General features: G+C 28.7%; 20 protein-coding genes and 1 pseudogene. 13 read left to right on the top strand and 8 right to left on the bottom strand.

Features of this window, described 5'->3' with window-relative positions; all coding sequences use genetic code 11:
* Positions 1–44: 44 nt before the first annotated feature.
* The 6 genes and pseudogenes from CMOL_RS00105 to dsbI all read left to right on the top strand — a co-directional run bounded on the left by CMOL_RS00105 (position 45) and on the right by dsbI (position 5,505).
* On the top strand, positions 45–950 hold the full coding sequence (locus tag CMOL_RS00105) for an RluA family pseudouridine synthase (RefSeq protein WP_239820301.1): 906 nt from the start codon (positions 45–47) through the stop codon (positions 948–950).
* Positions 951–1,026: 76 nt separating this feature from the next.
* The gene (locus CMOL_RS00100) at positions 1,027–1,941 is read left to right on the top strand and encodes a cytochrome-c peroxidase (protein ID WP_200281510.1); all 915 of its coding nucleotides are present in this window, start codon (positions 1,027–1,029) and stop codon (positions 1,939–1,941) included.
* Positions 1,925–2,605 (top strand): annotated as a pseudogene (locus tag CMOL_RS07855) (DAHL domain-containing protein); the annotation flags it as partial. The gene CMOL_RS00100 and the pseudogene CMOL_RS07855, both read left to right, overlap by 17 nt.
* 459 nt (positions 2,606–3,064) lie before the next feature.
* A complete protein-coding gene (locus CMOL_RS07850; RefSeq protein WP_374269639.1) occupies positions 3,065–3,712 on the top strand; it encodes a methyl-accepting chemotaxis protein in 648 nt (215 codons plus the stop codon).
* A 95-nt stretch (positions 3,713–3,807) separates the two neighbouring features.
* Complete coding sequence (gene dba, locus CMOL_RS00085) at positions 3,808–3,975, top strand: disulfide bond formation protein Dba (RefSeq protein ID WP_200281504.1); 168 nt, start codon at positions 3,808–3,810, stop codon at positions 3,973–3,975.
* 12 nt (positions 3,976–3,987) lie between these two features.
* The gene (gene dsbI / locus CMOL_RS00080) at positions 3,988–5,505 is read left to right on the top strand and encodes a disulfide bond formation protein DsbI (RefSeq protein WP_200281501.1); all 1,518 of its coding nucleotides are present in this window, start codon (positions 3,988–3,990) and stop codon (positions 5,503–5,505) included.
* 135 nt (positions 5,506–5,640) lie between these two features.
* Here dsbI and queC read toward each other — a convergent pair whose 3' ends face one another.
* Positions 5,641–6,321 (bottom strand): 7-cyano-7-deazaguanine synthase QueC, encoded by a 681-nt coding sequence (gene queC / locus CMOL_RS00075; protein ID WP_200281498.1) that lies wholly within the window; start codon positions 6,319–6,321, stop codon positions 5,641–5,643.
* A gap of 73 nt (positions 6,322–6,394) precedes the next feature.
* Between queC and CMOL_RS00070 the strand changes: the two genes are divergently transcribed.
* The 5 genes from CMOL_RS00070 (at position 6,395) to CMOL_RS00050 (ending at position 10,730) form a co-directional block, all read left to right on the top strand.
* Positions 6,395–7,621 carry an HD domain-containing protein gene (locus CMOL_RS00070; RefSeq protein WP_239820300.1) on the top strand — a complete coding sequence of 409 codons (1,227 nt, stop codon included), beginning with the start codon at positions 6,395–6,397 and terminating at the stop codon, positions 7,619–7,621.
* Positions 7,622–7,703: 82 nt separating this feature from the next.
* On the top strand, positions 7,704–8,222 hold the full coding sequence (locus CMOL_RS00065; protein WP_239820299.1) for a YagU family protein: 519 nt from the start codon (positions 7,704–7,706) through the stop codon (positions 8,220–8,222).
* 93 nt (positions 8,223–8,315) lie between these two features.
* On the top strand, positions 8,316–8,963 hold the full coding sequence (locus CMOL_RS00060; RefSeq protein WP_200281489.1) for a ferritin family protein: 648 nt from the start codon (positions 8,316–8,318) through the stop codon (positions 8,961–8,963).
* 161 nt (positions 8,964–9,124) lie between these two features.
* A complete protein-coding gene (locus CMOL_RS00055) occupies positions 9,125–10,180 on the top strand; it encodes a beta-1,4-N-acetylgalactosaminyltransferase (RefSeq protein WP_200281487.1) in 1,056 nt (351 codons plus the stop codon).
* A complete protein-coding gene (locus CMOL_RS00050) occupies positions 10,155–10,730 on the top strand; it encodes a ribonuclease HII (protein ID WP_200281484.1) in 576 nt (191 codons plus the stop codon). The genes CMOL_RS00055 and CMOL_RS00050 overlap by 26 nt, the downstream gene beginning before the upstream one ends.
* Here CMOL_RS00050 and CMOL_RS00045 read toward each other — a convergent pair whose 3' ends face one another.
* From CMOL_RS00045 to CMOL_RS00035, 3 genes are all read right to left on the bottom strand, one after another.
* Positions 10,731–12,497 (bottom strand): DUF262 domain-containing protein, encoded by a 1,767-nt coding sequence (locus CMOL_RS00045; protein ID WP_200281482.1) that lies wholly within the window; start codon positions 12,495–12,497, stop codon positions 10,731–10,733.
* 12 nt (positions 12,498–12,509) lie between these two features.
* Positions 12,510–16,937, bottom strand: coding sequence for a glutamate synthase large subunit (gene gltB / locus CMOL_RS00040; RefSeq protein ID WP_239820298.1), 4,428 nt, complete (start codon positions 16,935–16,937; stop codon positions 12,510–12,512).
* Between the two features lie 69 nt (positions 16,938–17,006).
* Positions 17,007–18,308 carry a Na+/H+ antiporter family protein gene (locus CMOL_RS00035; RefSeq protein WP_200281478.1) on the bottom strand — a complete coding sequence of 434 codons (1,302 nt, stop codon included), beginning with the start codon at positions 18,306–18,308 and terminating at the stop codon, positions 17,007–17,009.
* 193 nt (positions 18,309–18,501) lie between these two features.
* Here CMOL_RS00035 and sorA point away from each other — a divergent pair, with 193 nt between their 5' ends.
* Positions 18,502–19,743, top strand: a complete 1,242-nt coding sequence (sorA, locus tag CMOL_RS00030) for a sulfite:cytochrome c oxidoreductase molybdopterin oxidoreductase subunit (protein ID WP_200281476.1) — start codon at positions 18,502–18,504, stop codon at positions 19,741–19,743.
* 2 nt (positions 19,744–19,745) lie between these two features.
* Entirely contained in the window at positions 19,746–20,084 is a 339-nt protein-coding gene (gene sorB / locus CMOL_RS00025) for a sulfite:cytochrome c oxidoreductase monoheme cytochrome C subunit (protein WP_200281474.1), read from the top strand.
* Between the two features lie 46 nt (positions 20,085–20,130).
* Here sorB and CMOL_RS00020 read toward each other — a convergent pair whose 3' ends face one another.
* From CMOL_RS00020 to dnaA, 4 genes are all read right to left on the bottom strand, one after another.
* Entirely contained in the window at positions 20,131–21,087 is a 957-nt protein-coding gene (locus CMOL_RS00020) for an HrgA protein (protein WP_239820297.1), read from the bottom strand.
* Between the two features lie 53 nt (positions 21,088–21,140).
* Entirely contained in the window at positions 21,141–23,453 is a 2,313-nt protein-coding gene (gyrB, locus tag CMOL_RS00015; RefSeq protein ID WP_239820296.1) for a DNA topoisomerase (ATP-hydrolyzing) subunit B, read from the bottom strand.
* 35 nt (positions 23,454–23,488) lie between these two features.
* Positions 23,489–24,556, bottom strand: a complete 1,068-nt coding sequence (gene dnaN / locus CMOL_RS00010) for a DNA polymerase III subunit beta (RefSeq protein ID WP_239820295.1) — start codon at positions 24,554–24,556, stop codon at positions 23,489–23,491.
* Positions 24,557–24,717: 161 nt separating this feature from the next.
* Positions 24,718–26,040, bottom strand: a complete 1,323-nt coding sequence (gene dnaA, locus CMOL_RS00005) for a chromosomal replication initiator protein DnaA (protein ID WP_239820294.1) — start codon at positions 26,038–26,040, stop codon at positions 24,718–24,720.

Here is a 26,040-nt window from a genome sequence, read left to right as displayed (position 1 = left end):
TAAAAAATAGAATTCTATCTAAAAAATTCTAAGAAAGAAGTTAAATGCCCTATATAAAAATAAAACTACCTAATAATGGAAAAAAGGCGTTTCAGGTCTTAATGGAATCTTTAAAAATTCCCATAAATGAAGCGCAAAGATTGATTGATAAAAAAAGACTTTTTTGTAATGGAAATTTAATTGAAGAAAAAAATAAAATTTTAAATGGAATTGTAGAGCTCATTGTTTATGAAAATCATCCAAGAGGAGTGGAAATCGTATTTGAAAATGAAGATTTTGCTGTGCTTGAAAAACCAAGTGGTGTTTTAAGTCATCCTAATGGAAGGCATTGCCAATATAGTCTTAGCGACGAAATTTGGCATTTATGGGGAAAACAAGCTTGTATAGCCCATCGCCTTGATAAAGAAACAAGTGGGTTAATTCTAGTTACAAAAAATAAAAATGCCCAAATTGAATTTAAAACCATGTTTGAAAAAAGACAAATTCAAAAAGAGTATTTAGCTTTAGTTTCAGGAAAAATAGAAAAAAATTTTAAGATTGATGCTTGTATTGATTTAATCCAAAATTACGATGATGTTAAAACCAGAATGCAAATCTGTGAAAAAGGAAAAAAAGCTTTAACCGAATTTGAAATTTTAAATTTTTTTCCTAAACATAATTGCACTCTTTTGCTCTGCAAACCTTTAACAGGAAGGCAGCATCAAATAAGAATTCATTTATATCATGCAAAATATCCTATATTAGGTGATCCACTTTATGGTTTAAAAAAAGAAGAAATTGAAGCTATACTGGATGGAAAAATAAATTCTAGTGAAAGAATCCGTCTAACAGGTGCTAAACGTTTATGTTTACATGCTAATGCTTTAAAATTTACTTTTAAAAATGATCAATTTATTATCAATTCTAAAAAAAATATTGAAAATGAATTTATACAAATCTTACATATCTAATGCTTTAAAAATTTATTATTAATTAATAAATTTTACATTATGATTATGAAACTTTAAAAATTAAGGAAACCAGACAATGAAAATATTCTATGCAATGCTATTTTTAATAACAACAACATTTGCAATTGATATGATCACTCCGCTTCCAGATAAAATAAACTATAACAAAGAAAAGGCTATTCTTGGAAAAAAATTATATATGGACACCTCCTTATCTAAAGATGGAAAGATATCTTGCAATACTTGCCATAATATTAATAATTATGGAGTTGACAATACTACAAATTCAACAGGAGTAAACAATCAACTAGATACACCTTTTAACACACCAACAACTTTTAATTCTGTATTTAATTTTGTCCAATTTTGGAATGGACGAGCACAAAATCTACAAGAGCAGGCAAAAGTACCTTTGTTTAATCCTAAAGAGATGGGATTAACTCCAGAATTTCTTTTAAAACAAGTAAATGCAAATCCTGACTATGTAAAGAGTTTTAAAGATATTTATGGAGAAATTACTGTAGATAATATAGCTGATGCGATTAAAGAATTTGAAAAAACACTTATTACTCCAGATTCTCCTTTTGATAGATATTTAAAAGGGGATAAAAATGCAATTTCTGAAAAAGCAAAAAGAGGCTATGAAGAATTCAAAGCTCAAGGTTGTATTTCTTGCCATCAAGGACAAAATATAGGTGGTAATATGTTTCAAAAAATTGGTATTTTTCAAGAATATCCTAATCAAGAAAATTTAGGACGTTATGAAATCACAAAAAAAGAAAGCGATAAAATGGTATTTAAAGTACCAAGCCTTAGAAATATTGCCAAAACAGCTCCTTATTATCACGATGGAAGCATACCAACTTTAGATGCTTGTGTCCAGTTTATGGCTTATTATCAACTTGGAAAATTTTTAAATCAAGAAACTGTAGATGATATAGTAGCTTTTCTAGAAAGCTTAACAGGAGAATACCATGACAGCATCCAATAAAAAAATTTCTTTTTTATATCAATTTATTTTTTTGGCAATTTGTACATTGATTGCTATTTTTATATTATTAGGAATTATTTTTAATAACTACACCTCAAGCAAAAATGCTAAAGAAATTATAAATACTTTACAAATGCTTCAAATTTTAAATACCCGTATTGATAAAGTTTTTCAAAATAGTTTTAATTTTATCAATTATGATGAAAGTGTTGCAGCAGTTAAACAAATGGAAAATATGCTAAAAAAACTTAAAAAATTAGGGATTGATGATTCTCGCACTGAAACTATTTTTCAAGAAAAATTAGCACAATTAGATCATTTCAAATCAGCAAATTCAATTGCAGTAAATTCTAAATTTTATCTTTTTGAATTAGCTAAAGATTATTTTGATGAAACTGAAAATAATTTAAGCAAAAAAGATATTCAAAATATAAAAACAATGAATGCTATTCTTAGGATTATTGCGACAGAAAATGTTTTAGAAAAAACCACCTTAAAACATTTAGATGCTTTAATACAAAATTTATCGATGATGAAAAATAATGATACCCTAGAGCTTTTTGCAACCCATTATAAAATGATTTTAAAACAAATTCAAATTATGCAAGGTGATTCAACTATTTATGCTGATGCTACACTGGCCAAAGAGCTTAATCGCCTCAATCAAATCACACAATCAAATATTGATAAAATTAATATACAAAAATTATATGTGGCAATTGGAGTTTTTGCCTTGATTTTTGTTTTATTAATCTTATTTATTTCTATTACCTTAAAAAAAGTTATTATTCCTGTAAGAATCTTAGAAAAATTAAGTACTAATCTAGCTAGCAAAGAAGCTAATTTATCCTCTAGATTAAATATCGATCCAAAAAGCGAATTAGGACAAAGTGCTGCATATATTAATACTTTTATTTCGGTTGTTCAAAATTCTGTACTTGAAGCAATTGAAAATGCAGAAGCCAATCATAAAAATTCTGAACAATTGAAAAACAATGCTAACACTCTTGAAGAGAGTTCAAATTCTCAAAATAATCAAATTGAAAATGTTAAAGAAATTACCAATGTCTTAGATGATCATATCGTTTTAGCTGGAAATTTAGCACAAGAAAGTGTTGATAATATGCAAGATATGCATTTACTGATGAATAAAGTCGGAAGCACCCTTACTCAACTTGTTGATCTTATTAATGAAAATAATGCAAAAGAACAAAATGTTGTTGTTAATATGGATAACTTAACTCAAAGTGCTGACAATATTATAGAAATTACTGACTCTGTTAGAGATATAGCAGATCAAACCAATTTACTTGCCCTTAATGCAGCTGTTGAGGCAGCTAGAGCGGGTGAGCATGGTAGAGGTTTTGCAGTAGTTGCTGATGAGGTTGGAAAACTTGCTGAGAAAACAAGCAAATCTCTTTTAAGTATTAATGCTACTGTTAATACTATTGTACAACAAATCAATGATAATAAATCTTTGATGGATCTTATTCACGAGTCCATGAAAGAAACTTCAGACAAAACTAATAGTTTGCAACAAGAACTTATTAATTCTATGCATAAGCTAGAAAGCTCTATACAATCGACTCAATTTATGAAAGATAAAAGTACAGAAGTGCAAGAAAAAATGATTGTTTTAAGAAATAGCGTTGATAAGGTAAATGAACTTGCTAATCTTATTAAAAATCTTTCTTGTGAAATAAATAATATTTCTAGCAATGTTTTCAATGGAGCTTCTAAGCTTTCGCAAAAACTTAATAATTTTAAATAATTTTTTCCGTATTTTATAAATATAGATTAAATATTTTATTTTTATTTTATTTTAATGGGGTACAATTTAATAACTTTAGCTAAAAAGGAGTTATTATGGAGTTTTTGGAACTTTTATTAATTTTTGTTGCCTTAATACTCATCATTAAAAAACCAGAAAAAGAAAATTTGGCTTTTAGTTTAGTGATGATAGCTTGGCTTATGATGATTATTTTTTATGTTGGTCACAAATCAACTGGACTTTTAACCATAATGAATTTGTAAAAAGGATAAAAAATGAACGAAATTAATAAAGCAAAAAAATTTTATACCTTAATGTGTCTAGCGGGTTTTTTAATCATACTTTTACCTGTAGGAACTGCAAATATTATTTTTGGTTACTTTCTAGCTGATAGCCCTTGTGTACTTTGCTGGGGACAAAGAGAAGCGATGATTTTTATCGGGGTAATGGCTCTTTTCATAGTTCGTTATGGTATGAAAGGAAAATATTTAGCTGCTCTTTTGATTATGACTGCAGCGGGTCTTTATCAGTCTTTTGCTCATTTTGGAAATCATGCTATGGAAGATTTAGATCAAGGTTTTGGCTTGCCTGTTTTTGGAATTCATACCTATTTTTGGGCCGAAGTTGTATTTTGGGCTGTTGTATTGCTTTTAGGTTTTATTTTTATTTTTGCACCAAAATTCAGTGCTTTTGATAAAGAATTAAATGGTGAAAAATTTAGAAAATATACCGGCTTCTCACTTGCCGCTGTTGTTATTAGTGCTATTATTGTAGCTTCTAATGTTTTTCAAGCTTTTGTAGGAACTGGAATATTCCCTTATGTAGGCCAAGGAGATCCTGTAAGATTTACCCTTAATCCAAAATATATTATTTGGAGTACAGATAGTTGGCATGGATTATGGCAAAATATCTCTTTCTTAGGAAAACGTGATGTTAAAGCTCCCGATTATGCTTTTGCACCAGCAAGCGATAAACTAGGAATTAAATTTGATAATGATGTCAATAATTCTCCATTTGCAAAAATCGATGAAAATCTTAAAATATTAGATGAGCAAACTATTAATTTCAATAAAGCAATCAATACTCTGGACTTTATTAATGATGAATTTGTAGCAAGTTCTAAATGGGATGTGTATTTCTTAGATAATAATTTTACCACAAAAGATAGTTTTGAACTTGATCCATATTTTTCAGCAAGCATTGATCCTATTATAGGAATCATTCCTTATATGAATGATAAATTTATCCTTATGGGCTCTAATAAATCTTTCTTAAGATTTAAGAAAAATCCAAATGCAAATGATACTTTACAATATGCTGATTTTGTAAAAGGAGCCAATCACTTTGAGGGTCAAGGAAAAGATTTGGGTCGTGGAAGATTAAGCACCGTAAGATCTAAATTTAATCACGTAGCAAGTATGACTACAGATGATAAATATTTTTATCTTGCTACAGTTCCAAACAATAAAGATGCTAAAACCTTTGTTATCTCTAAATACTCTTTAAAAGATCTTGTTTTATCTGGAGAATTCACACCAAAAGCAGATCTTAAAGAAGGTAGAACTTTGGGCGATCTTTATATCACTTCAATGACTGATAAAGATGGAAAAATATATGCTCTAAGTAAAAATCATAATGTTATAGCGGTAATTGATCCAGTTAAAGAAGAAGTTATTAAAACCCTATCTTTTCCAAATACTATAACTAATGCAAGAAGTATTTTCTTTAAAGATGGAAAAATCAATATTCTTTCTTATCAAGATGGAGCAAATAAACTCTTTGCCTTAAATTAAAACTTAAGTCCTAGTTAAACTAGGACTTTCATATTTAAAAAACTTAAATCTAATAATTATTTTTAATTTTTCTTATTATTGGTGAAAGTAAAAATTTTTAAATTTTATCTGAATCTTATTTCATTCTTTAATAATCTAATTATTTTTATATTTGATCTTATCTTTTATTCCTGCTTTTTTAAAACCTCTTAAACGAAGTAAACAACTATCGCACTCTCCACAAGCTTCGTCATTATTTTCATAACAAGACCAAGTGAGCTCTAATGGAACATTTTCACTTAAAGCCAGCTCGACAATCTGACCCTTATTAAGTTTAATAAGAGGTGTTTTTAATGAGACTTTAAAATTTTTACTCGTTCCGTTATTGATAAAATTCTCTGCTTTTTTTATAAATTCAAAAGTGCAATCAGGATAACCACTACCATCCTCTTCCACAACTCCTATAAAGATACTTTCACAGTTTTCTTTTTCAGCTAAAGACCCTGCTATACTTAAAAAAATTCCATTGCGAAAAGGAACATAAGTTATAGGTGGATTGACATTATTTAAAAGAAGTTCATTTTTAGGTATACTTAACTCTGTATTAGTTAAAGCATTTCCACCTATAGTTTTAATAAAACTTACATCCAAAATATAAGTTTTTTCAACTTTTAGAGTCTGACAAATTTTTTCAAAACATTCTCTTTCTTTTTTTTGAGTTCTTTGTTCGTAATCAAAATGCAAAGCTACAATCTCATAGCCTTCTTTTTTAGCTAAATAAGCACATAAAGTACTATCCATTCCTCCGCTGATTATACAAAGTGCCTTTTTACTCATTCTTATCCTTAATTTGTTATAATTTTTATTATTTTAACGAATTTTTTTAATCTAAAATATAAAAGGTAATTATATGATAAATATAAAACTTATAGAACATATTTTTAAAGCCGCTTCTATTAGCCGCTGGAATGATTATCCAAGAATGGCAAATTTAGTTGAACTTGACAAACAAGCGCATAAATTTATTATCGCATATTTTATTGCCAAAATGGAAAAAGATATTGATATGAAAATGATTATAGAAGGAGGTATTTTTGAATTTTTAAGTCGTGTTGTAGTGACTGATATACGCCCTGATGTTTATCATGAAATCGTACGCCAAAAAAAAGATGAAGTGAATGCTTGGGTTTTAAGCAAAATTGAACCTATGATAATAGATATTGAAGATGGAGAGTTTCTTAAGCGTTTTGAAAACTATCTTCATAGCAATTCTTATGCCAAAGAAAGGCTAATTTTAAAAGCCGCTTCTTATTTTGCTACAAAATGGGAATTTAATATTGTCTATCAAACCTCAGCTTTTTTAAGCGATATTGATGAAATTAAAAACAAAGTTGAAGAAGAATTAGAAGACTACTATGAATTAATAGGAGCTAGAAAAATCGCATTAAATCAAAAAATAGCAAAGATAATTGATCTTAGTGGGAGGCTTCGTTTTCAAAAACGCTGGGCACAAACTCCAAGAATTCCAGAAACTGCGGTACTTGGACATATGCTAGTAGTTGCAATTTTAGGTTATTTTTATTCTTTAAAAATCAAAGCTTGTGATAAAAGATTGGAAAATAATTTTTATTGTGCTTTATTTCATGACTTACCAGAAAGTCTTACAAGAGATATTATTAGTCCTGTTAAATATGGGATAGAAGGTCTTCATGAAATTATAAATGATTACGAAATGAAATTAATTAATGAAAAAATTCTCCCTTTTGTACCTGAAAATTTAAGAGCTGAATTCTCTTTTATACTTGGCATTAGAGAAGGAAGAGCAGGGGAGCCTAATTTTGTTAAAAATGAATTTGAAAATCGCACTTATAAAAATAAAAAAATAGAGCTTTGCAGTGGCAGCTTAAGTTCTTTTAATGAAAATGATTTTGGAGCAATTGACGGTAAAGCTTTGAAATATTGCGATAAGCTCGCTGCCTTTATAGAAGCTGGACTTAGTATCAGCTATGGCGTTAAATCCAAAGAACTTGAAAATGGTTTTTTAGGAATGTATGATTTTTTTGAAAAAAACCGCACTATAGATGGAGTAAATTTTTTTGAAATATGCACAAAGCTTAAAGAATATTTTAAAATTTAAAATAAATTAAATATATTTATTGACAAAAAAAATTGAAAGCAGTAGAATCAATTGTAATCAAATCCAAAAAAAAGGAGAGACTATGAAAACTGATAGAAAATATACTCTAGCATTTTTTATAGGAATTTTAGCAGGTATTTTTGGTGCAATTGTAAAATGGGGATGGGAAGTACCTTTTCCTCCTCGAAATCCTAATATATTTTGGCCAATAGATGCATTAGAGCGCACAACTCCGCCTAAAATTTTTCTAGAACAATTAGGATTATCTACCGATTGGACTTATACATTTTCAGGTATACAAATGCCTTTGTCGATTTTTATAGTTCATGTGGGATTTTCTATTATATTTGCAATAGCATATTGTATGATAGCAGAAAAATGGCACAAAATAACAATGTGGCAAGGAGCTGTTTTTGGTTTTTTTGTTTATCTTTTTGCTCATGTAATTGTTATGCCTTTAATTGCAGAAGTTCCTCCTCTTTCAGAAATTCCTTTTGATGAGCACTTATCTGAATTTTTTGGGCATATAGTTTGGCTTTGGGGTATAGAAATTGTACGTCGTGATATAAGAAATCGTATCACAAAAGAAATCGAAAATTAAAAATTTTTATCTTTATAATTGATAAAAATTATCAATTGACAAAAATATTTTTTTATAATACAATACGTGCTCATATTTAAAAAAGGAGTCCAAATGAGACAGTATGAAACTTATAAGTGCTCAAAATGCGGCAATGAAGTTGAAATTCAAGTTGTAGGTGGAGGAAAACTTACTTGTTGTGGCGAAGAAATGCAATGTATAACAACAGATTTAACGGCTGTAAATCTTATGAAAGCTTTTGCGGGAGAGTCTATGGCTAGAAATAAATACGACTTATTTGCTGATGTTGCAGAAGAAGAAGGATGGCATGCAGTCGCTAGACATTTTAGAGAAGCTGCTGAAAATGAAAAATGGCATGCAAGAGCTGAATTTAAAGCTTATCATGAAATCGTAGATGGAAAACCTTTAGAAGTAACAACAAAAAATCTTGTAACCGCAGCAGAAGGTGAAAACTATGAACATACAACCATGTATCCAAATTTTGCTAAAATTGCAGAAGATGAAGGTAAAAAAGCTATAGCAAGACTATTTACCGCTATTGGAAAAGTAGAAATTGAACATGAAAGAGAATATTTAGCTCTTAAAAAAATGCTTGAAGAAGAAGAATTCTTTAATAGCGAAGAAGAAGATTTATGGGTTTGTGAAGTTTGCGGACATATCCATCGTGGTAAAAAAGCTCCAGCAGCCTGTCCTTTATGTAAAGCTCCAAGAGAATATTTTAAAAGAGAATTTTTAGGCTAATTTAATAACACTGCTTTTGTATTTTAATAATGCAAATTTAAATACCTAAGCAGTAAAAAATTTTCACTCTTTCTTTAATAATTTAAATAAATAAAATTCTAATTAATAAAAACATCTATTTGTGTTAAAATATTTCAAAAATTAATCAGGATTGTTAAAATATGATAAAAGATATTAATCTTAATGATATTGATATTTTAATTGACTCAAAATTATTAAAACAAATTCATTCTTTTTCTAATGAATATTTTATTAAAAAAATGAACAATATGGGGGGGGGTCATTATGGATTTTTTAACCTCGATAAAAATTCAAAAAATACAAAATCGCCACTAAATCCTTGGGCTTTTATAAGGGTAAAAAATGAAATTTCAACTTTAAAAAGTTCCTTAGAAAGTATTCTTCCAGCAATACAAAGAGGTATCATTGCTTATAATGATTGCGATGATGGAAGTGAAGAATTTATTTTAGAATTTTGTAAAAAATATCCAACTTTTATTCCTAAAAAATATCCCTTTTCTATACAAATTCAAAGCCCTAAAAAAGAAAAAAATAAACTTTATTACTATTATAATTGGGTTCTTAGCTTTATTCCTAAGGGAGAATGGTTTATCAAAATCGATGTAGATCAAATTTATGATGCCCAAAAACTTTATAAAAGTTTTTATATTCCCAAAAATGAAAATGATGTTGTATCTATAGCAAGAATGGATTTTGCTGTAATTAAAGAACAAGTTTATATCATTCCCAAACCAACAAGTAAGACTTTATTTATAGATGAAATAGATCATTGGCTTATTAAAAATGAAAATTTATGTTTTAGAGAAGCTCTAGTTAAAGGAGATTCTCGTAATTGGAATGAAATTGATCCTGCAAAAATATCAAAATATAATAATCTAAAATCATATGAAGCAATAATTATCAATAAACCTCATATCACTTTTTACCAAACACAACTTACAAATTATCATTTTCCTTTTGTAAAAAAAGACAAAGTGATTTATAAAACCAAAAAAAACTGGATAAAATTAGAAGAATATATTGACAAAAATTTAGATAATCTAATTGGCATAAAAATCGATCCTTCTTTTTTAAAAAAAGAAAAAATTATACAAATTTACAAAACTTTCAATCTTGAAAATTTCAAACAAAATAAAGAATATAAAATAAAAAACTGGTTAAAATATTTTTATGAAACTTTTATTTCCAGAAAATGAACTTTTACCAGAATATGATGAAAATTTAGTAGGTATTGATGAAGCTGGACGTGGAGCTTTGGCAGGTCCTATGATGATGGCAGCTTGCAAGCTTAATAAAAAAATAGACGGACTTTGCGACTCTAAAAAACTTAGTGAAAAAAAACGCGAAAAACTTTATGAAATAATCATACAAAATTCAAACTATCTCATTCTAGCTTTTTCATCTGAACAAATTGATAATCTAGGACTTAGCGCTTGTTTAAAAACAGGTTTAACACTTATAAAAAGACATTTTAAAATACATTCTCATTTTTTGTATGATGGCAATACGAATTTTGGAATTAACAATATCAAAACCCTAGTTAAAGCGGATGCTAAAATTTTACAAGTAAGTGCAGCTAGCATACTTGCCAAAGTAAGCAAAGATAGAGTTATGAATTTTTTGGCTAAAGAATTCCCCTATTATGAATTTGAAAAAAATAAAGCCTATGGTACCAAAATTCATAGAGAATTAATAGCCAAATTTGGAATTTGTAAATTACATAGAAAAAGTTTTAAGCTTTTGTAATTAATACAAATTTAATTTTTCCTTTAATTTATCTATCATTAATCTTTCTCTTGCCTCTAAAAACTCGTTAAAATTTTCCAAAGACAAATCAACATCTGGTATTAAATGTTTTTCTAAAAATGCTTTTCTATCATCCTTGCAATTTTCATCCACCCATTGCTTTAAAGGTTTATCTTTTTTAGACTTGTTTTCATTTTTATCAAGCATTTGCAAATTTAGCAAAGAATCATAGACTTGAAAATTCCAATAACCCTCATTTTTCTCTTTATAAATTTTTTCATATTTAACATAAGCAGATTCTGGGTGTAAATGATCTTTATCAAAATCATTATTTTTATAATCTAAATTTGGATAAAGCAAAGCTAATACAGCGAATGCTTCTGAGCTACTTTTACGATGCACCAACACATTATCTTTTAAAAAATCATCATCTATTTTTTGATTATATTTTGCCTCTTTTTCAATTTCTTGCAATGGAAATAACTCTATCTCTCTATCAAAAAATACTTCATTTTGCTTAAATTCTTTAATAAAAGCTTTACGCATATTGGTCAAAACAGTGTCTCCACTTCCGCCAAATGGTTTAAAAATAATAACTCTAAGCAGCCATTTTTTTATCAATTCTCTATTTTCTTGACATCCTACAGATTCAACAATATTATTGGTTAAATTTTTATGATAAATAAAATATAAAATAGGTAAAACTGCATTATTTGATGATAACGTTTTTGCTTCAAACCCAAAACTTCTAAGTAATTTAAAAGTTTCAATAAAAGCATTCTTTATATCTTCCCATTTAGTTTCTATAAATTCTATAAAATTTTTGTCAAAACTATTGATTTGAAATTTAATATTTTGATGAAATAAATACAAGAATCCCTTAAGAATTAAGTCTTTAGAAATTTTAAAATTTTCATTGATTTTATCTACAAGATTATTTATTTCTGTTCTTGCATCAATTTTATTCCAATTGGCAATAGCAATACTAAATAAAATATCAGAATAATCAAGCGACTCTCCATTCGAGTTGATTCTAATAAAAATATTGACTGCTTTATCTGGATTTTTTTCTTCTTCTAAATAAAAATTAATCTTGGATCGATCTTTAGTATTAAATATCAAAGTATGAAACTCACTTAAACGTTTTCTTTCTTCTTTTTGTAAATTGCTATTTTCTGAAATTTCCATAATTTCATTAATATCTGCTATATTATAAATACTCTTGCATTTAAACCATTTTTGCTGATATTTGTCTATATAAATATCTTGTTCCTTTGTTTCCACTTTATCAAGCCATAAAAATTCATATTCAACGTTTTCATTCTCTGGTTTTTTGCTTTGAGTAAGATTAAAATAAAAATCACAAATTTTAAAATTTTTATCATCATTTTCCCGTTTATGATGACTTCTATGTATATCATAATGCCCAAACAATGCAAGATATAAAGAAGTAAGACGTTGTTGTCCGTCTAAAACAGCATAAAAGTCTTTATGACTTGAGGTATTAAAATAATCATTGTGCGTATGATATCTTTCACGATAATACTCTAAAAATCTATAAAATTTCCAAGCTGTTTTACTCTCATCTTTAACTTGCCAAAAAAGCATAGAACTTATAGGATAACCTCTCATTAACGAATCAAATAATTCTTCAATCTGCCAAGGTTTCCATACATATTCTCTTTGAAAAGCTGGAAGCAAATATTCATTATTTTTAATTCTTTGCATTGCTTCATTAATTGTTATTGCTGGCTGAAATCCTGCCATTTTTCCTCCTTTTTATCCTTGTGTGATTTTCAAAAAAGCTGCCAAATCTGGATCTTTTTCATGCTTACAAATTTCAAGCATTTTTAACATTTTTTCATAATCCCTTGGCATAATTTTAAAAAAATCTTTCTTATCAAATTTATCTAATATATCTTTAGCTTTTTTAGAATCAGTATAAAAAATATGCTTTTCTATCATCTTTTTTAATTCTTTTTCATCTTTAGCACTCAAATCTTTAATATCTACAAACTCAGTATTAACATGAACTTCATTGTGTCTTCCTAATATATAAGCAACACCTCCGCTCATACCAGCTGCAAAATTAGCACCTATATCACCAAGCACAACCACAAGCCCACCTGTCATATATTCACATCCATGAATTCCCATTCCTAAAACCACAGCTTTAGCGCCTGAATTTCTTACACAAAATCTCTCTCCAGCTATACCATCAAGATATACTTCACCTTCGGTTGCACCATACAAACAAGCATTTCCTGCAATAATATTTTCTTCAGGTGAAAAAGTTGCTTCATCTGAAATTTTAGCGATGATTTTTCCTCCACTTAAACCTTTTCCTAAATAATCATTGCTATCCCCGATAATCTCAAGCTTGATCCCTTTTATCAAAAAAGCTCCAAAACTATTTCCAGCATTCCCTATAGCTTTAATATGAATATTATCTTCCATTAAAGCGTCTTTTCCATAAATTTTTAAAATTTCACTTGAAAGCATAGTAGCAAAAGTTCTACTTTGATTGCCTACTTCTAAAGAAAGTTTAATCGGTTTTTTTATAGCATTTTTACAAAGTGGGAGTAAAATTCTATAATCAATCGTTTTTTCAAGTTTATTATCTTTATAATCTTTAAAATGCACTGCGGTTTTATTGTAAGTGGATAAAGATTTTAAAATTTTATCTAAATTAATTTTTCCTGCTTTAGCTTGAACATTTTTTTGATAAAGTTTATCTACGCGACCTATCATATCATCTAAGCGTTCAAAACCTAATTTAGCCATATATTCTCTCAATTCTTCAGCTATAAAATACATAAAATTAACAACTTCATCCACTTTTCCTTTAAAATTCTTTCTAAGATTGATATCTTGAGTGGCGATTCCAACTGGACAAGTATTAAGATGACAAACCTTATTCATACTACAACCCATTACTATCATAACTGCAGTAGCAAAACCAAATTCTTCAGCTCCTAAAAGTGCTGCTATAGCTAAATCTCTTCCTGTCATAAGTTTGCCATCAACTGCTAATTTTATTCTATCTCTCAGTTTATTTAAAATAAGAGTTTGATGCGCTTCAGTAAGGCCTAATTCCCAAGGAATTCCGGCATGCAAAATAGAAGTTCTAGCACTTGCTCCTGTTCCTCCATCATAACCTGAAATTAAGATAGAATTTGCTCCTGATTTTGCAACACCAGCAGCAACAGTTCCTATACCGTTTGCGCTAACAAGCTTTACTGAAATTTTGGCATCTTTATTTGCATTTTTTAAATCATAAATAAGCTGAGCCAAATCTTCAATAGAATAAATATCATGATGTGGCGGCGGAGAAATAAGCGTCACAGCTGGAGTAGAATGTCTAGCCTTGGCAATCCAAGGATAAACTTTAAAGCCTAATAATTGACCCCCTTCTCCTGGTTTTGCACCTTGGGCAACTTTAATCTGAATTTCTTTTGCATGAATTAAATAATTTAAATCCACTCCAAAACGCCCACTTGCAACTTGTTTTATAGCGGAATTTTTATCGCTTTCATAGCGTTGTTCATCTTCACCACCCTCACCTGAGTTTGATTTTGCACCTATTTTATTCATTGCCATAGCCAAACACTCATGAGCTTCTTTAGAAATTGATCCATAGCTTATAGCACCTGTTCTAAAACGTTTTACTATGCTTTCTACGCTTTCTACTTTATCAATACTAATAGCTTCATTAAAATCAAATTCCATTAAAGAACGTAATGTAATTTGTTTTTCATCGACCAAAGAAGAATATTTTTTAAAAATTTTATAATCATTGGTTTGACATGCTTTTTGAAGATTAAAAACAATCATAGGATCGATTAAATGTTCTTCTTTAAAATCTTTCTCATTAAAAACATTTTTATAAAAATAAAGAAACTCTTTTTCAAAATCATGTAAGCTAATACCCTCTATACGAGAAACAGTAGAACCAAAATATTTATCAATCATTTTAGAATTTAATCCCAAGCATTCAAAAAGTGCTGATCCATTATAACTTTGCAAAGTAGAAACACCCATTTTAGAAGCAATTTTTACTATACCATTTGAGCTTGCATGGATGAAATTTTCAACCGCTTTTTCATAACTTAAATCAAGTTCTTTATCTTGAATAAGTTTATAAATACTTTCATAAACCAAATAAGGATTAATCACTGTAGCACCATAGCCCAAAAGACAAGCAAAATGATGAATTTCTCTTGGCTCTGCACTTTCTATAATAATACTTGTATGTGTTCTTAAATTTTTTCTAACTAAATAATTATGCACTCCAGAAACTGCAAGCAAAGCAGGGATGTAAGCATTATTTTCATCAGCTCCTTTATCACTTAAAATAACAATAGAAGTCCCTTTTTTTATCTCTTTTTCTATTTCTATAAAAAGATTATCTAAAGCTTTTTCTAAATTCATTTTAGAATAATCATAAAGTATAGAAAATTCTTTTACTTTAAAATTTTTCAAAGATCTAATCTCAAATAATTCTTCATTACTGATAATTGGTAAAGAAATTTTTACACGTTTAGCATTCTTTTCATCGGGTTTTAATAAATTTCCCTCACAACCTAAATAAATTCTTGTTGAAGTTACAATTTCTTCTCGTATAGAATCAAGCGGAGGATTAGTCACTTGTGCACAAAGCTGCTTAAAATAATTATACAAAGGCTGGTAATTTTTAGATAAAATAGCTAAAGGCGTATCAACTCCGGTAGAAATGATTGCTTCTTTACCATTTTGTGCCATAGTTTTTATGCTAAGCTCGACTTCATCCCAACCAAAAATTTTTTGAAGTTTAAAAATTTCATCTTGTTTTAAAAATTTGTGTTTATAAACTCCACTATTTTGTTTTTCAAGATCAATTAAATTTGTAAGCCATTTTTGATAAGGCTTAGCATTAGCATAATGTTCTTTAATTTCATTATCAGTTACCACCCTTCCCCTTGCCGTATCAACAAGCAAAAGCTTTCCTGGCTCCAAGCGTTTTTTAGCTTTAATATTTTTTTCATCTATTTTTAAAGCCCCTGTTTCGCTAGAAAGTATTAGCATATCATCTTTTGTAAGATAATATCTTGAAGGACGAAAACCATTTCTATCTAAACTTGCCCCCATAATCACACCATCTGTAAAAACTATGGCTGCAGGACCATCCCAAGGTTCCATCAATAAAGAATGATATTCATAAAATGCACGCTTATGAATTTGCATATTTTCATTTTTATGCCAAGGTTCAGGCACCATCATCATAAAAGCTTCTTCTAAAGTTCTACCATTTAAAGCTAAAAATTCTAAAGTATTATCAAACATAGCAGAATCACTACTTTCTTTAGCAATAATTGGAAAGATTTCATCCAAATTTTCAAAATAATCGCTTTGCATCAAATCTTGTCTTGATCTAATACCATCAACATTGCCTCGTATAGTATTAATCTCACCATTATGCACCATATAACGATTTGGATGTGCTCTTTCCCAGCTTGGAAAAGTATTAGTAGAAAAGCGAGAATGTACCAACGCTATGGCTGATTTCATATTGACATCTTTAAAATCAAGATAAAAATCACTCAATTGCGTTGAAAGCAACATCCCTTTATAAACAATAGTTCTAGAAGAAAAACTAGAAAAATAAAATTTAGGCACATTTATGGCCCTTTTTTCTATAAGACGACGGCAAGCATAAAGCACTCTTTCAAATTCAATTCCTGCATTAACCTCATCAGGCTTTTTCACAAAAGCTTGTAAAAAATAAGGCATAGCTCTTAAAGCACTCTTTCCTATATCGCTAGGATTAAAAGGAACTTCTCTAAATCCTAAAAATTCAAGATTTTTGTCTTTTAAACCTTGTAAAAATATGGCTTTAGCTTCTTCTTTAGCCTCTAAATTAGGAGATAAAAACATTTGTGCAACAGCGTAATTGCCTTTTTTAGGAAGTTCAAAGCCTAATTCTTGAGTTTTAAAAAAATCGTGTGGAATTTGGATTAAAATTCCAGCTCCATCTCCTGAATTTTCTTCAGCTCCAAAACCTCCTCTATGCTCAAGATTCATTAAAATTTCTAAAGCATTACAAATAACTTTATAAGAAGCAATACCACGTATATTAGCAACAGCAGCAATCCCGCAAGCATCATGCTCATTTTTAGAATCATAAAGTCCTACGCTTTGATTTTTTTCTAAAATATCCTCTAAATTCATCTTCACTCCTTATAAATTAATTTCACTATTTATAAGGATTATAGCATAAATAAGAATATAAACTAGATGCTATAAAAACATAGCAATAATACTTCCTAAAATCAGTAAAGGACCATTGTAAAAAATAAAAGTTGGTATGCAGGTATCTTTAATATGATCGTGTTGTTTATCGGCATTTAAACCTACAGTTGTTCCCATTGTAGTTTCACTAGCAGGGCTCCCAGCATCTCCTAAAGCTCCAGCTACCCCTAAAATAAAAATCGTCAAAGGAATACTAAAACCAAGCTCTATACAAATAGGGCAAAAAAGCGTAGCAATGATAGGTATAGTACCAAAAGAAGTTCCTATGCCCATAGTTACAATAAGTCCAATTAAAAGCATTAAAAAAATAGCTAAAAATTTACTTTGCTTTATCCATGGAATCACAAAATTAACAAGTTCTTGCACTGCTCCACCATGTCTTAAAACTTCTCCATAACCTGCTGCTACAAGAATAACAAAGGCGATAAATCCCATAGTCTTAAGCCCATCATCAAAAATCTCATTAACATTGCTATATTTAATTCCACCTAAAATAACCATTAAAATAAAGCCTAAAAGTCCTGATAAAGGTAAATTCATAGTAACAATTTGCAATACTAAAGTTAAAATCAATCCAGCTAAAACACCCCATTCTTTACGTGTCATTGTTAAATTTTCTAAGTCGATTTTAGCTAGTTCAATTTCTTTGTATTCTTTTGGTTTACGATAAAAAACAAAAATTGCTAAAAAAAGTCCAGCAATCATACAAATAGCTGCAAAATACATAGTATGGGTGACATCATTTAAAGTCACATTAATACCATTTTTTTCAAGATTATCTCTTAAAAGATCTTGAAAAGTCAAACCAAATCCAACAGGCAAAACCATATAAGGAGTTGTAAGACCAAAAGTTAAAGCACAAGCAACCGCTCTACGATCTATCTTTAAGCGATTAAACAAACTTAAAAGTGGCGGTATCAGCAAAGGGATAAAAGCCACATGAATAGGAACTAAATTCTGAGAAAAACAAGAAATTAAAGCAATAGATAAAATCAATAAATATTTTTTATGAGAAATAAAATGACTTACTATTTTAATCAAATATGCTGTTAATTGAGTGCGAGAAATCGCCGCAGCAATTGCACCTAAAATAACATAGCTTAAAGCCGTTTTTAAATTTCCTTGCATACCATCAATTAGAACGTTCATGCTTTCTGTTAATGGCATATGATCTAGCATTCCTGCTACAAGTGCTGAAATTAAAAGGCTTAAAAGTACATTAAAACGAAACAAACAAAGTAAGCTCATCAACAAAACGCTTACTATAACTGGATTTGTAAGTAAAGTCAATTTTTCTCCTTAAATTATAAAAATTTGATTATATAAAAATCATCGAAATGTTATTTTATTATAAAATACTTAGTTTTGTATCATTATTTTAAAATAATAATTTTTTTTAATGAAAAACATTAATATTATAAATTATTTAGATTATTTAAATTATAATAAAATTATCGTATTTAAAAAATTAAAGGAAATTACAATGAAAAAAACTGATCACAATGAAGAAAATAGAAGAGATTTTCTAAAAAATTTAGGAGTTAGTTTGCTTGGAATAAGCGTGTTATCTAGTTTTTCTTTCAAAAATTTTTTAGGCAGCAAAGCTTTAGCGAAAGAATTATCAAATTTTAAACTAGAAGGAAAAAAAGATTTGATCTATCATGGTGATAGACCAATGACTGCAGAAACAGAAATTTATGCTTTAGATAGTGATTTTACAAAACCTGAAAATTTCTTTGTTAGAAATAATGGTGTTCCACCTACTCTAGAAACTATCAAAGCAAGATTAAAAAAAGGTTGGACTTTAGAAATTGGTGGTGAAAGTGTTGTAAATTCTAAAACTTATACTTTGGATGAATTGAAAAAGAAATTTAAAACTTATACTTATGCTTTAACTGTTGAATGTGGTGGAAATGGAAGAGCAGAAGTTTTACCTAGCACTAAAGGAACTCAATGGGGTTATGGTGCTGTAGCTTGTGGTAGATGGACTGGAGTAAGATTAAAAGATATTTTAGAAGATTGTGGTCTTAAAAAAGATGCTGTTTATATTGGATATTATGGAATAGACACTAAATTAAATGGTGAAGAAAGTGCTCCTATTAGCCGTGGTGTTCCTATTTCTAAAGCTTTACAAGATGAAACATTAGTAGCTTGGGCTTATGAAGGAAAAGACATCCCATTATATAATGGTTATCCTTTACGTTTAGTTTGTGGAGGTTATCCTGCAAGTACAAGTGGAAAATGGTTAAGCAAAATCGTTGTAAGAAATAAAGTTCATGATGGTGAAAAAATGGAAGGATCTTATAGAGTTCCTGTAAATCCTGTTAAACCAGGTGATTTTAACTATAAAGGCGAAACAAAAATCATAGAATCAATGCCGGTAAGATCTGTAATCACCAATATAAAAAATGGCACTCAAGTAAAAGTTAATAAAAAATTTGAAGTTAGAGGAAAAGCTTGGGCGGGAGAATTGTTTGTAAAAGATGTTTTTGTAAGTTGTGATTATGGTGTAACTTGGACTAAAGCTAAAGTAGAAAAACCACTTAATCGTTTAGCGTGGCAAAAATGGAGTGCTGAAGTTTCTATTCCGACAAAAGGATATTATGAAATTTGGGCTAGAGCGGTTGATAGTGAAAACAAAAGCCAACCTATGGTTTTAGCACAATGGAATCCAGGCGGTTATTTAAACAATGCTTGCCATAGAGTGAATGTATACGGAGTTTGATTATGTTTAAAAAAATTTTATTTTTACTTGCTTTAAGCTTGAGTTTTTCTTTTGCTCAAGATTATAAAGTAAATCCAGAAACAGGTTTAATCATCGATCCTGTTTCACCTTTAGTAGAGGCTAATTGTCTTGCTTGTCATAATTCAGGACTTATTACAAATATGCACGCTAACAAACAAGCTTGGTTAGCTGCTATTAGATGGATGCAAGCAGAAGAAGGCTTGTGGGAAATTCCAGCTGAAGATGAAGAAAAGATTTTAAATTATCTTGAAAAATACTACGGAGAACAATACAACACTAGAAGAAGAGTTCCTCTAGCTGTTATTTTAGAAAATAAATAATTTTAATTTTATCAAAAAAAGTGAATTTCTTTTTTTGATAAAACTCTTAAATAATTTTTTTATCTTTTAGATATTTTTGCATTTTTTCATCATTATAAATTTCATCATAAAATTTATATCCTATTCTTTCAATATCTGATATATTGATATCCTTATTTAAATTTTGTATAAATTCGTTAAAATCTTTATTTTTATTTACTAATAAATCTAAAGTAATAAGATCTAAATTCGATTTTTCTCTAGCTTTAATAATCACTTTAGAATCATTAATATCTCTAACATCAAGCTTAATAAAACCTATTCCAAAAGCATTATTTAATCTCCAAAGCTCATTCATAATCTCATCATCAAATTCCAAAGCAACCAAATAACCTTCATTTGCCCAACTAGAATTACTCACAGCTTGAAAATAACTTTGTCTTAAATTTGAAAAATCAAGTTTTATTTTAAGCTCAAAACTATAAATTTTATAAGAAATTTGATTTAAATTCTTGCAAAGTTTAAAAGTTTCATTTTCATAATCTTTAAAAGGAAAATGCACACCTACTATATCAGGATGAATCCATTCATTTTCACCACTTTTTCCTTTATGAGATTTTTCATGAAAAATAGTTTTAGAATAAAGATTAAAATCAGGACTTTCAAATAAAAACTTAACTACTAAAGGATGTAAATCCCTTTCTCTAAATTTACTTTCTTCTTTTTGAATTTCTATATTTTTTGATTTTACTAGATTGAGTTCATTTTCTCTTTCTTTTAACCAAAATTTCGTTGGATTTTTAGAAACAACTAAAATTGAAGAATTCTTACTGTTTAAATTAACATAAATTTTAGCAGTTAAACTTGCAATAGGAGTTTTAGTTAAAGTTCCATTTTGATAACTTTGGAGTTTTTTATCAAAATTTTTATCTAAAGCATATTGCCAAATTTCATTTGCACTTAAAGGAAATTCAGTTTCTTTTAAAACATCTATGATCAAATCTAAAAAACTATATTTTTTCATAAAATTATCTTTAAATCAGTTTCTAAATAAAGAAGAAAAATCTTCTTTATTTGTTACACATCCAAATGCTTCACATCTTTAGCGTGTGCTTGGATATAATCACGTCTTGGCTCTACCTCATCGCCCATGAAAAGATTAAAAGTATCATTAGCACTTTGTGCATCTTCTATGGTAATTTTAAGAAGTCTTCTTATGCTTGGATCCATAGTCGTTTCCCAAAGTTGTTCAGGATTCATCTCACCTAAACCTTTATAACGTTGAATATAAGCTCCTTTTTTAGCATTTCTTTCAACTTCATCTAAAATTTCTAAGATATCTTTTTCAAAAGTTAAATCGCGTTCTTTGATTTTACTAAAGATATAATTTGCTTCTTCATAAAGTGGATGTGCAAATAAATCATCATTGATGATTAGCTCTTCTAAGCCATTTTCAGTTTGTATATACATACGAATTTCATTTTCATTGATATAATGATTTAAGATATTATGCCCTTGCTTATCTAAAAATGCTTTGATGATTTTAAAAAGTTCTTCATTATTTTCTTTGATAAAATCAGGATTTTCTATAAGATAACGAATCACAGAAATCACATTAAAACGTTTTTTTAGATCATTTAAAACCGATCTATAAGCAGCAACGATTTTTAAAAAGTCTTTAAGATCATTTAATCCTATACCTTCATAATTAGAACTTTCAATTCCTGTTTCGATCAAATAATCATTTAAAGCTTTTTCATCTTTAAGATAAATTTCTTTTTTTTGCCCTTTTTTATAACGATAAAGTGGTGGTTGTGCAAGATAAATATGTCCATTAGCTACAAGTTCATTCATAAAACGGAAAAAGAAGGTTAAAAGCAAGGTTTGTATGTGCGATCCATCCACATCCGCATCCGTCATAATGATGATTTTATGATATCTTAATTTTGAAATGTCAAAATCATCACCTATACCACAACCAAAAGCAGTAATCATATTTTGAATTTGTTCTGATTTTAAAATTTTATCTAGTCTTGCTTTTTCAACATTAAGAATTTTACCACGCAAAGGCAAGATCGCTTGAAAAGATCTTTCACGTCCTTGTTTTGCAGAACCACCCGCAGAATCACCCTCAACAAGATAAATTTCACTTTCACTTGGATCTTTACTTTGACAATCAGCTAATTTTCCTGGCAAAGTTCCAACGCTTAGACTTTCTTTTTTACGGGTTAATTCTCTAGCTTTTTTAGCTGCTTCTCTACCACGTGCAGCCATTAAAGCTTTATTCATAATAGCTTTTGCTTCGATAGGATTTTCTTCAAAATATTTAGTCAAATATTCAAAACTAGCTTTTGAAACGATAGGACGCACGTAAGAAGATCCTAATTTGCCTTTAGTTTGTCCTTCAAATTGTGGTTCAGGTACTTTTACACTTACAACAGCGATTAAACCTTCTCTTACATCTTCACCTGTTATTTTATTGTCTTTTTCTCTAGCACTAGCATTAGCTTCGATATAATTACCAATTACACGAGTTAAACCCATTCTAAAACCAGCTTCATGAGTTCCACCATCTGGAGTTTTGATATTATTTACAAAAGAAAGTAAATTTTCACTATAAGTATCATTATAAAGCAAAGCTACTTCGACATTGACATCTTCTTCATCTACGCTAAAAAAAATTGGTTTTGTTAGAGCTTCTTTTTTATTCATATCGCTTACAAATTGTGAAATTCCGCCTTCAAAATGAAAACTTTCACTTTTTCCTACGCGATTATCTTTAAAATTAATAGTGATTTTTGGATTTAAATACGCAAGTTCTCTAAATCTTTTAGCCAAAATTTCATAATCAAATTCAGTCACTTCAAAAATAGTATTATCAGGCCAAAATTCAATTGTAGTTCCTGTTTTTTTACTTTTTCCTATCACACCAAATTCACTTGTAACTTTACCTTCTGAAAATTCTTGACGATAAATTTCTCCATTTCTTTCAACTGTAGCTACAAGTTTTTTAGAAAGAGCATTTACAACAGAAACTCCAACTCCATGTAAACCGCCTGAAACTTTATAAGTATCTTTATCGAATTTACCTCCTGCATGAAGAACGGTTAAGACAACAGTTAAAGTAGGCATATTTTCAGTCGGATGCATATCTACAGGAATACCACGTCCATTATCACTTACGATACAACTTCCCTCAGTAGTAATTTCTACATCAATAGTATCACAATGTCCAGCCATGGCTTCATCGATAGAATTGTCTACTACTTCATAAATCATATGATGAAGTCCACCTATATTGGTATCACCTATATACATTCCTGGACGTTTTCTAACAGCTTCTAAGCCTTTTAAAACTTTAATATTACTTCCGCCGTAATTTTCTTGCATAATTTTCCTTTTTATCTAAGCTTTTAAAAAATTTCTTACAAAATCATAGGCATAATGATCATAGATAAACCTTGAGATTTAACTACGAAAGCTAGATTAGATTCATTAACATTTAAGCTGAATTTTTCTTCTTCTATAGACATTAAAAAATCTAATAAATATTTTATTTTTATAGTTAAAGTAAATTCTTCACTTACACCTGTTTGCATTTCAAGTTCAGTTTTTGCTTCCATGTTATCTAAGCTTATACCTTCAAAGATAATCTTATCTTTATTAAAATGAAGTTTCATTTTTTCAGTTACAACGCTAATTTTTTTAAGACTGTCAATAAAATCTTCGGTTGAAAATTCAAGATTTTGTTTAAATTCCTTTGGTATAACTTTTTCATAATCTGGAAATTTATCATTAATCAATTTAGTAAAAAATTCAAAATTATCGTTTTTAGCAATAAGCATATTTTGATCATAGTAAATTTCTATTTTTTCATAAAAAAGTTTTTGCATTTCCATAATAGCTTTTTTAGGAATACTTATAGAAAATTCTTGAGAATTATTTTTATCAAGAGTATAAACAGCAAGGCGTCTAGTATCAGTTCCAACAAAATTAATTTTATCTGTTTTAATATCTAAAAAAGCACCATTTAAAGAATATTTTGGATTATTAGTATCAATACTTGGTAAGATTTTTTTAAGAGAACGACTTAAATCACTTGAATCAATATCAAATTGATTTTTCCCTTCTGTTTTTGGGAAATCTGGAAAATCTTCATAATTAAACATAGGCAATTTATATTTTGTTCTTTTTTGTCTTATAAATAAAAAATTATCGATGGTTTCTAAGACAACTTCTTCATTGTTTAAACTTTTAACAACATCAGCTATATTTTTTGCATTTGCAGTTGCAAAACCACTGTTTTCAACGCGAATTTTTCTTATTTTATAGTTAATTCCTATTTCAAAATCACTTGCTTTGATGATAAGTTTATCTTCTTCAGCTTGAAAAAGTAAGTGTGAAGTAATCGTGCTAGAATCTTTTTTTTCAACGTAGGCATTACATAAAAGTATAGCGGATTCAAGTGTATTTTTATTAATACTAAGTTTCATTTTTTCTCCTTGCTTATATTTAATTTTAAAATTCGTCGTAATAATAGGGCTGTTGAAATTGTGAAATTTTTCAGCAAAAAATCATTAAATTTGTATTTTATCATACTTTGCTTAATTCTATTTTTTTCACATAGCCTTTCTATTTTTTCACCTTTTTTCACTTAAATTTGACTTTTTGCTAAAATTTTATTTTTTAATTCTTCTATTTTGATTTTTGTTTCGCTATTTTCTTCCATTAATTCTTTGATTTTTTTCACATTATGTGAAATAGCTGTATGATCTTTCATTACGAAAAAATTAGCCAATTGCGAAAAAGTAAGACTAGTAAGTTCTCTTGCTAAGTAAATTGCAACGCGTCTAGCAGTTACTACATTTTGTTTTTTATTGTTTGATTTCACATCACTTGGTTTGATGTTAAATTCTTTACAAACTAAAGCTAAAATATCTTCTATACTGATATTTTCTTTTTTTTCTTTGATGTGATCTTTCATAACACTTTTTGCAAGTTCAAGTGTAATTTCTTGTCCGACTATATTTGCATAAGCGTTTAAACTGATGATAATTCCTTCAATTTCTCTTATATTATCCCCTAAAGAAGTTGCGATGTAATTTATGATGTCATTAGAAAGATTGATATCATTAAATTCGCATTTTTTTCTTATGATAGCGATTTTAGTATCAAGTTGTGGTGGAGTGATATCAGCGATAATCCCATGTGCAAAACGACTCTTTAAACGTTCGGTGATGCCTTTTAACATATTAGGTGGATTATCTGAAGTCATTATGATTTGACCATTATTATTTTTGATTTCATTAAATATAAAGAAAAATTCTTCTTGAATTTTATCTGTTTTTCCTAAAAACTGCACATCATCTATGAGTAAAACATCGCAATTTCTATATTTATCATGAAATTTATCTAAAGAGCCATTTTTTAAATTTGAGGTAAATTCATTGACAAAATTTTCACTTGTTGCATAAATAACTTTTTTACCCATTTCTAAACTAGCATTACCTACAGCTTGAAGCAAATGAGTTTTACCAAGTCCTGTAGGTCCATAGATAAATATAGGATTATAAAGCTTACCAAGTTTATCTTTATGTGCGATTGCCTTACAAGCTCCATAAGCGTATTTATTAGAGTCTCCAACGACAAAACTTTCAAAAGTAAAAGAAGGATTTAAAATCGTGCTTTGTGCTTTGATATTTGCGATATCGATTTTAGTTGTATTTTTACTATGTTTTTGATTTTGTGCTTGTATGTTGATATTAGCTTTAATTCCACTTTGTACTTCGTAAAAATGTGAAATTTGGCGGGCGTATTTTGTTTGTATGAATTTAGCGATAAGTTCATTTGGAGCATTGAAAACTAAAAAATCAGCTTTGCTTAGCTTTTCATTGAATTTTAACATAGATATATAATTTTCATATTCGTTTTGATTTAATTCTTTTTTTAAAGCTAGGAGTATCTCGCTTGGGTTCAT

The organism is Campylobacter sp. RM10537 (genome assembly GCF_022369435.1).
Classification (GTDB): domain Bacteria; phylum Campylobacterota; class Campylobacteria; order Campylobacterales; family Campylobacteraceae; genus Campylobacter_D; species Campylobacter_D molothri.
This window is presented reverse-complemented; position numbering and strand designations above follow the sequence as displayed.